The following is a 7,990-nucleotide window of genomic DNA, read 5'->3' as shown; positions in this document are numbered from 1 at the left end:
GGGTTTACGGCGTGTCCTGCAAGCCCACACCGCCCCGCCAAACCGAACAGCCCAACCGCGGCTCTTGATCTTGACGTTGCAGTTGCCGTTGCCGTTGCTGTTGCTGTTGCTTGCAGCGGGTCCCGGGCCGCAGGCCCGGGCAGAAAACCTTACCGGTCGTCGCGCAGTTCGCCACCGGGCAGGAACACCCACGTGCGGGTGACCTGCAGGATGTCGATCTGGTCTTCGCTGTCGGGCAACGGCGGGAACGGTTGTGCCAGCTGGATCACCCGCAGCGCGGCCTCGTCCAGCAGCGGCGTGCCGCTGGACTTCAACACCCGGCTGCTTTCCACGCTGCCGTCGCGGCGTACCCCCACGCTGATCACCACCTGTCCCCCCAGCCGGCGCTGCCGTGCTTCGTCGGGGTAGTTCAGGTTGCCGACCTGCTCGGCGCGGTCCACCCACGCACGCAGGTAATTGGCGTAGGCGTATTCGCGCGTACTGGCCGAAACGAATTTCCGGTTCGGCCGCTTGGCGTACTGCGCCGAACGCAGGTGCACTTCCGCCGCCAGCCGCGCCATTTCAGCATCGCGCTGTTCGCGCGCGGTCATCGGTGCATCCGGTGTTGGTTGCAGCGGGGTAGGGCGCGACTGCGCCACGGCCACGGTGTCCTGGCCATTGCGGCTGCTGACCACCCGCGCCTGCGGCGGCGGTACCGGTGCTGCCGACTGCTGCTGCTGGGGTACCGGACTGATGCCGGCCTGGGCCTGCGGCACGATGCCGGCCTGGTTGTCGCGGGGGCGCTGCGCACGATCGTGCTCGCCACCGCCTTCCTGGCTGGCGGCGGCCAGGAAATCGGCCTGCTTCGGGGTCAGCGCGGTGCGGGTCTGGCTGAAGATCACTTCCAGGGTCGGCACCAGGGGCGCGTCGCCTTTCACGGCAAAGCCGACCCCGAGGATCAGCAGGGCGTGCACCAGCACCGACAGGGCGATGGTGGCGCCCAGCCGCTGCGCTTCACGCGGCGGCGGGGCGAGGACGGCAGGTGCGGCATCCATCAGCGCAGATCGGCCTCGATCGCGTCGAACAGGGTGCCGGCGATGTTCAGGCCGTACTGCGCGTCCAGCTCGCGCACGCAGGTCGGGCTGGTCACGTTGAYCTCGGTCAGGTAGTCGCCGATGACGTCCAGGCCGACGAAACGCATGCCACGACGCTTCATTTCCGGGCCGACCTGGGCGGCGATCCAGCGATCGCGTTCGCTCAGCGGACGGCCTTCGCCACGGCCACCGGCGGCCAGGTTGCCGCGGAACTCATCGCCCTGCGGAATGCGCGCCAGGCAGTAATCGACCGGCTCGCCATCGACCAGCAGGATGCGCTTGTCGCCGGCAGTGATGTCGGGAATGAACTTCTGGGCCAGGGCGAGCTTGCGGCCGCCGTCGGTCAGCGTTTCCAGGATCACGTTCAGGTTGGGGTCGCCCTGTCCGCTGCGGAAGATCGAGCGCCCGCCCATGCCATCCAGCGGCTTCAGTACCGCCTGGCCGTGTTCCAGCGCGAAGGCCTTCAGTGCCTTGGCGTCGCGGCTGACCAGGGTCGGCGGGCAGCACTGCGGGAACAGCAGCGCGGCCAGCTTCTCGTTGTAGTCGCGCAGGCCCTGCGGGTTGTTGACCACGCACGCACCGGCGGCGGCAGCGACATCCAACACCTGGGTGTCGTAGACATACTCGGCGTCGACCGGCGGGTCCTTGCGCATCAGCACGATCTGGCCGGGACCGAATTCGGTCCGGCTGAATGCGCCCAGCTCGTACCAGCCGGCCGGGTCGTCGCGCACCTGCAGGGGGGCGGTCCAGGCCACGGCCACCCCGCCTTCCAGCGCCAGCCCGCCCGGGCGCACGTAGTGCAGGGCATGGCCGCGGCGCTGGGCTTCCAGCAGCATGGCGAACGTGGTGTCCTTGGCGATCTTGATGTGGGCGATGGGGTCCATCACCACGATGACGTTCAACGGCATGGGTGCACCTGTCAGGCAAGGCGTTGATGGTAGCGGCAACGCCGGCCGTGCGCCTCCCCGGCGATGTGCAACGCAGCGTCCCTTGCCGGGCTGCGCAGTGATTGCCAATCCGGTCACGTTCAGCCCGGCGCCACGCCCCGCGCCACGGACCGCCCTTGAAGCGGGCGCGGGAAGTGCGATATAGATACGCTTTCGCAGCGGCTCCCGCCAAAGATTGGGCCGTGCGCTTGGGGAATGGCAATGACTGAAAACACGACTGCGGGCGGGGAGCTCGCAGGACTCCGGGTGATGGTCATCGATGACTCGAAGACCATCCGCAGGACTGCGGAAACACTGCTGAAGCGCGAAGGCTGCGAAGTAGTGACCGCGACGGACGGTTTCGAGGCCCTGGCCAAGATTGCCGACCAGCAGCCGCAGATCATCTTCGTCGACATCATGATGCCGCGCCTGGATGGCTACCAGACCTGCGCACTGATCAAGGGTAACCAGCTGTTCAAGGCGACCCCGGTGATCATGCTGTCGTCCAAGGATGGTCTGTTCGACAAGGCGCGGGGGCGCATCGTCGGCTCGGAGCAATACCTGACCAAGCCATTCACGCGCGAAGAACTGCTGGGTGCCATCCGCACGTACGTCAACGCCTGACCAGGGGGGAAAGGCACAATGGCTCGTATCGTCCTGATCGAGGATTCACCGACCGACCGCGCGGTGTTCACCCAATGGCTGCGCCGTGCCGGCCATGAGGTGCTGGAAGCGGACAATGCCGAAGATGGCCTGCAGCTGGTCCGCGACCAGGTGCCGCAGCTGGTCCTGATGGACGTGGTGCTGCCGGGCATGAGCGGTTTCCAGGCGACCCGGGCGATGGCCCGCGACGCAGCGATCAAGCACATCCCGGTCATCATCGTCAGCACCAAGGCGATGGAAACCGACAAGGCCTGGGGGCTGCGCCAAGGCGCCGCCGACTACATCGTCAAGCCGCCGCGCGAGGAAGAACTCATCGCCCGGATCAACGAGCTGGTGGCCTGATGCGCTCGCCCTTCGACATTCTTGAAGCCTACGAACGGCGCAGCCTGGCCCACGCGGTGCAGCTGCCCGGGCGGCAGTTCGCGCAGGACCTGTGGCGTGGCGTCGGTTTCCGTGTTGGCCAGCGTCGGCTGGTGTCCGATTTCCGCGAAGTGGTGGAGATCGTGCCGATGCCGCCGGTGACCCCGGTGCCATGCGCGCAGCCGTGGCTGCTGGGCGTGGGCAACCTGCGCGGCAACCTGTTCCCGGTGGTCGACCTGAAGTACTTCCTGGAAGGGGCGCGCACTGTCCAGCAGGAAGGCCAGCGCGTGCTGATCATGCGCCAGGCCGGTGGCGACGTCGCCCTGACCATCGATGAACTGTTCGGCCAGCGCAGCTTCGAGCTGACCCAGCAGATCGAGGCCGGTTCACTGGCCGAGGGACGCTACGGCCACTTCGTCGATCGCGCTTTCCATGCCGATGGCAACGATTGGGGCGTGTTCTCGCTCTCGCTGCTGTCGCGTACCCCTGAATTCCGGCAAGCCGCGGCCTGAGGCCGGGCATCGCCCCCTGCATTGAAAATCGAGGTTGAACGATGAGTACTGCTTCGGATGCCACCAAGTCCGGCAAGCTGCGGCTGGGCGGCAGCAACCTCTGGCTGGCGCTGCTGGCCCTGTCGATGATCCTGTTCGGTGTGAACACCGGCGTGTCCACCTGGCAGGGCAGCCGCCTGGCCGATGCCGGTTCCAAGGCCGCGGACCTGCAGGTGCTGTCGCAGCAGCTGGCCAACCAGGGCCGTGACGCGGTCGGCGGCAACGCGCAGGCCTTCACCGCCTTCAAGGCCACCCGCAACGCGATCGAGCAGAACGTGTCGACCCTGCAGGGCCGCTACGGCAACGAGCCGGGCGTCTCCCGGGCGATCTCGACCCTGGCCGACACCTGGGCGCCGCTGGGCAAGCAGGCTGGCCAGCTGGTGGCCAGTGAACCGGCAGTACTGGCCCTGGCCGGCAACGCCAACAACTTCTCCGGTGCGGTGCCGGGCCTGCAGGCCCAGTTGAACGAGCTGGTGCGTGCGATGTCCGCCTCCGGCGCGCCGTCGTCGCAGGTCTACAGCGCCCTGCAGCAGGTGGTGGTCGCCGGTTCGATGGCGCGTCGCGTGACTGAAATCCGCGCCGGCGGCACGGCTGCGGCCGCTGCCGGTGACGCGCTGGCCCGCGACATCACCGTGTTCTCGCAGGTGCTCGATGCGCTGCGCAATGGCAACGAGGACCTGGGCATCACCGCCGTGCGCGGCGCTGCCGCCGTCGCTGCGCTGGAGCAGTCGCAGCAGAAGTGGCAGGCGATGAAGCAGGACGCCGACGCGATCCTGGCCAGCTCGCGCCAGCTGTTCGCCGCGCAGTCCGCTGCCTCCGCACTGGGCCAGGGTTCGGCGAAGATGCTGACCGACAGCCGCAAGCTGTTCGAAGCCTTCTCCTCGTTCGGTTCGGTGTCCGACACCCGCCTGTTCCCGAATTTCTGGATCGGCGTGGTGTCCGGTGCGCTGTCGCTGATCGCGATCATCGGTTTCGTCTCCACCAACGTGCGCAGCCGCTCGCGCGAGCAGGAACTGCGCTACCAGACCCAGGTGGAGTTCAACAGCCGCAACCAGCAGGCGATCATGCGGCTGCTGGACGAAATCTCCTCGCTCGGTGAGGGCGATCTGACCGTGAAAGCCTCGGTGACCGAGGACATGACCGGCGCGATCGCGGACGCCATCAACTACGCGGTGGATGAACTGCGCCACCTGGTGACCACCATCAACGACACCTCGGCCAAGGTCGCGCTGTCGACCCAGGAAACGCAGGCCACCGCGATGCAGCTGGCCGAAGCGGCCGGCCACCAGGCCAACCAGATCACCTCGGCGTCGGACCGGATCGGCGAAATCGCCGCCAGCATCGAACAGGTATCGCGCAACTCGGCCGAGTCGGCCGACGTGGCACAGCGTTCGGTGGTGATCGCCGCCGAAGGTGCCGGCGTGGTCCGCGAGACCATCCAGGGCATGGACCAGATCCGCGACCAGATCCAGGAGACCTCCAAGCGCATCAAGCGACTGGGCGAATCTTCGCAGGAGATCGGCTCGATCGTGGAACTGATCAACGACATTTCCGAGCAGACCAACATCCTGGCATTGAACGCGGCCGTGCAGGCGGCTTCGGCCGGTGAAGCCGGTCGTGGTTTCGCGGTCGTGGCCGACGAAGTGCAGCGCCTGGCAGAGCGCACCTCCGGTGCGACCCGACGTATCGAGAACCTGGTGCAGGCGATCCAGGCCGACACCAACGAAGCGGTCACCTCGATGGAACAGACCACCGCCGAAGTGGTGTCCGGTGCACGCTTGGCCGAGGACGCCGGCACCGCGCTGACCGAGATCGAGCGCGTGTCCAACGCACTCAATACCCTCATCAAGAACATCTCCATCGCCGCCCAGCAGCAGTCGTCGGCGGCGTCGGACATCACCCGCACGATGGGCGTGATCCGCCAGATCACCGGCCAGACCTCGCAGGGTGCCGGGCAGACCGCCGAGTCGATCGGCCACCTGGCGCAGCTGGCGGCCGACCTGCGTCGTTCGGTCGCCGACTTCAAGCTGCCGGCGTGACACGGGCAGGGCGGCGAGCAAGGAACCAGTCGATGAAGCATTTCCATTCCCCACGCCAGGATCCGCGCGACCGTCGCGCGGCGGCGACCGGAGCGCATCCATGAGCAGCCTGCGCGATGCGATGAGCCACGCAGCCCTGGGCTGGGTCAAGCCCGAGCTGGACGAGACCCTGCGCCTGGTGCGCAACGAGGTCGAGTACTTCGCCGAAGATCCGGCCGACAGCAGCCGCATGCGCATCTGCGCCGGCTACCTGCACCAGGTGCAGGGCACGCTGCGCATGGTCGAACTGTATGCACCGGCGATGGTGGCCGAGGAGCTGGAACAGCTCGCCATCGCCGTCGGCAAGGGCGAGGTCGCCGAGCGCGACGAGGCCTGCGCCACCCTGATGCGCGGCAGCGTGCTGCTGCCCGATTACCTGGAGCGCCTGCAGAACGGACACCGTGACATCCCGATCGTGCTGCAGCCGCTGCTCAACGAGATCCGCGCCGCCCGTGGCGAAGCGCTGATCAACGACAGCGTGCTGTTCGCGTTCGCGCCCGATTCGGTGACCGCCACCGAAGCGGAACTGGACCATGCACGCGGCAGCCTCAGCGGCCGCAACCGCGAGCTGCTGGACACCGTTGGCAACGCGGTCAAGGAAGAACTGCTGCAGGTCAAGGACGCGCTGGACCTGCACCTGCGTACCGACGGTTCGCCGCAGCAGCTGCAGGAGCAGGTGACCAAGCTGGGTTCGGTGGCCGATACGCTGGGCATGCTCGGCCTGGGCGCTGCGCGGGGCGTGGTCGTGCAGCAGCGCGACGCGCTGCGCGGGGTCGTCGAGGGCCGCCAGCAGATCGACGAAGACATGCTGCTGGATATCGCCGGTGCGCTGCTCTATGTCGATGCATCGCTGGATGACCAGGTCGCACACCTCGGTGCCAGTGGCAGTGGCCAGGATGATCCGAGCGCGGTGGAGAACCGGCGCACGGTGGAAGTGCTGGCGCACGAGGCGATCGCCAATTTCGCCGCCGCCCGCGAGCATTTCGTCGCTTTCATCGAAACCAGCTGGAACCACGCCGAACTGCAGGACGTGCCGCGCCTGCTCGGCGATGTCTCCGGCGCATTGCGCATGCTCGACCTGGGCACCGCGGCAGACTATCTGCGCGGCGTGCAGCAGTACATCGAAGCCGAACTGATCGGTCGTCAGCGGGTGCCCAGTGGTCGCCAGCTGGACACCCTGGCCGACGCCATGGCCAGCCTGGAGTACTACCTGGAAGCCCTGCGTGACCGCCGTCCGGGTCGCGAGGACATCCTCGACATCACCCGCAGCAGCMTGGAAGCGCTGCGCTACTGGYCGCTGCCCGAGCGCGGCGTGGTCGCTGTCGAAGACGTGCAGCCGGTCATGCGCGAAGCTGTGGTCTTGCCAGCCGAGCCGCTGCAGATCGAACCGCTGGATATCGACGTGCAGGCCTCCGCGCCGGCACCGGGTGACGTGCCGGCGTCGCTGCCCGATTTCACCTTCGACCCGCTGCCGGAGGCTACGCCCGCCGACAACGGCCTGATGTTCGGATCGCTGGGTACGCCAGCGTTGTCGGCCGAACCGCACGGCACCCCGGCGCCCCTGTTGTTCGCTGCCTCCAGCGCCCCCGCGCCGGAAGTGCCGCAGTGGGAACTGGGTGGATTCGACGCGCCGGCAGGGAGTGCTGCCGAACGCAGCGACGAGCGTGCGCCGACGTTCGACAGCTTCGATCCGGTCAGTTTCGATCCTGTGTCCGTCGAACGGTCCGACGCTGCTGCCTGGACGTTGTCCGCGATTCCGGTGCCGGAAGAGGACGACACGCAGGCAAGCGCCGTAGACGGCAATGATGACGCCTTCCTGGCGACGTCGTTGGACGAGACGTCGTCTGCCGCGTCGCTGGACGTGGTCATTTCGCTGGCCTTCGATCCGGTTGCCGCCGAGCAGGACGGCCAGACGTCGCTGAGCGACGATGTGGTGTTCCGTTTCGACAGCAGCCTGCTGCACAACGCCGATGACGTGTTGTCGCTGGAGACAATGGAAACGCTGTCGTTGGACGACGAGCAGGCCTCGCCTGCGACGCTGGAGTTCATTGACGCCGGTGCGGTGGTGCAGGCCGACGATGGCCTGGCCATCAACGAACGGCTCGACTCCACCGTTGACGGCGACGCGGCGACCGATGCGGCAGTCTACGTCGCACCGGCCGCTGATCTGCCCGCATCCGAAGACCTGTCGGCAGTGTCTGCTGCGCCGACCGTGGCGCTGGTCGATGTGGATACCATCGCGCCGATCGACTTCAGCGAAGCCGATGCGCAGTTCTTCGCAGAGCTGAATGCCGCTGCCGCCGGCTTCAATCCCCAGGCCATGCCGGCCGCCGTCGTGC

7 protein-coding genes are annotated in these 7,990 nt (G+C 67.4%); 5 read left to right on the top strand and 2 right to left on the bottom strand.

Translation table 11 applies throughout. The features are described 5' to 3' along the window. Positions 1-149 precede the first annotated feature (149 nt). Positions 150-1,034: an energy transducer TonB family protein gene (locus tag AC1DJN_RS18615; RefSeq protein WP_025877745.1), complete on the bottom strand. Its 885-nt coding sequence runs from the start codon at positions 1,032-1,034 to the stop codon at positions 150-152. Beyond that, positions 1,034-1,981, bottom strand: coding sequence for a glutathione synthase (gene gshB, locus AC1DJN_RS18610; RefSeq protein WP_478039729.1), 948 nt, complete (start codon positions 1,979-1,981; stop codon positions 1,034-1,036). The genes AC1DJN_RS18615 and gshB overlap by 1 nt, the downstream gene beginning before the upstream one ends. Before the next feature lie 240 nt (positions 1,982-2,221). On the opposite strand from gshB, the gene pilG reads away from it, so the two are divergent. The 5 genes from pilG to AC1DJN_RS18585 all read left to right on the top strand — a co-directional run. Continuing rightward, positions 2,222-2,623: a twitching motility response regulator PilG gene (gene pilG / locus AC1DJN_RS18605; RefSeq protein ID WP_005418455.1), complete on the top strand. Its 402-nt coding sequence runs from the start codon at positions 2,222-2,224 to the stop codon at positions 2,621-2,623. Between the two features lie 18 nt (positions 2,624-2,641). Then, entirely contained in the window at positions 2,642-3,004 is a 363-nt protein-coding gene (locus AC1DJN_RS18600; protein ID WP_025877749.1) for a response regulator, read from the top strand. Next, positions 3,004-3,534, top strand: a complete 531-nt coding sequence (locus tag AC1DJN_RS18595; RefSeq protein ID WP_025877750.1) for a chemotaxis protein CheW — start codon at positions 3,004-3,006, stop codon at positions 3,532-3,534. The genes AC1DJN_RS18600 and AC1DJN_RS18595 overlap by 1 nt, the downstream gene beginning before the upstream one ends. A 41-nt stretch (positions 3,535-3,575) precedes the next feature. Then, entirely contained in the window at positions 3,576-5,612 is a 2,037-nt protein-coding gene (locus AC1DJN_RS18590; protein WP_032974974.1) for a methyl-accepting chemotaxis protein, read from the top strand. 100 nt (positions 5,613-5,712) lie between these two features. Next, positions 5,713-7,990 (top strand): Hpt domain-containing protein (locus AC1DJN_RS18585; protein ID WP_478039727.1); only part of this gene is annotated, 2,278 nt, incomplete at its 3' end.

This window comes from Stenotrophomonas sp. 05L414_2, from assembly GCF_056397905.1.
This window is presented reverse-complemented; position numbering and strand designations above follow the sequence as displayed.

Excerpts from the sequence above, each read along its gene's own strand:
- AC1DJN_RS18600 (WP_025877749.1), top strand. The coding sequence starts at position 2,642 with ATGGCTCGTATCGTCCTGATCGAGGATTCACCGACCGACCGCGCGGTG.
- AC1DJN_RS18595 (WP_025877750.1), top strand. The coding sequence starts at position 3,004 with ATGCGCTCGCCCTTCGACATTCTTGAAGCCTACGAACGGCGCAGCCTG.
- pilG (WP_005418455.1), top strand. The coding sequence starts at position 2,222 with ATGACTGAAAACACGACTGCGGGCGGGGAGCTCGCAGGACTCCGGGTG.
- AC1DJN_RS18615 (WP_025877745.1), bottom strand. The coding sequence starts at position 1,034 with ATGGATGCCGCACCTGCCGTCCTCGCCCCGCCGCCGCGTGAAGCGCAG.
- AC1DJN_RS18590 (WP_032974974.1), top strand. The coding sequence starts at position 3,576 with ATGAGTACTGCTTCGGATGCCACCAAGTCCGGCAAGCTGCGGCTGGGC.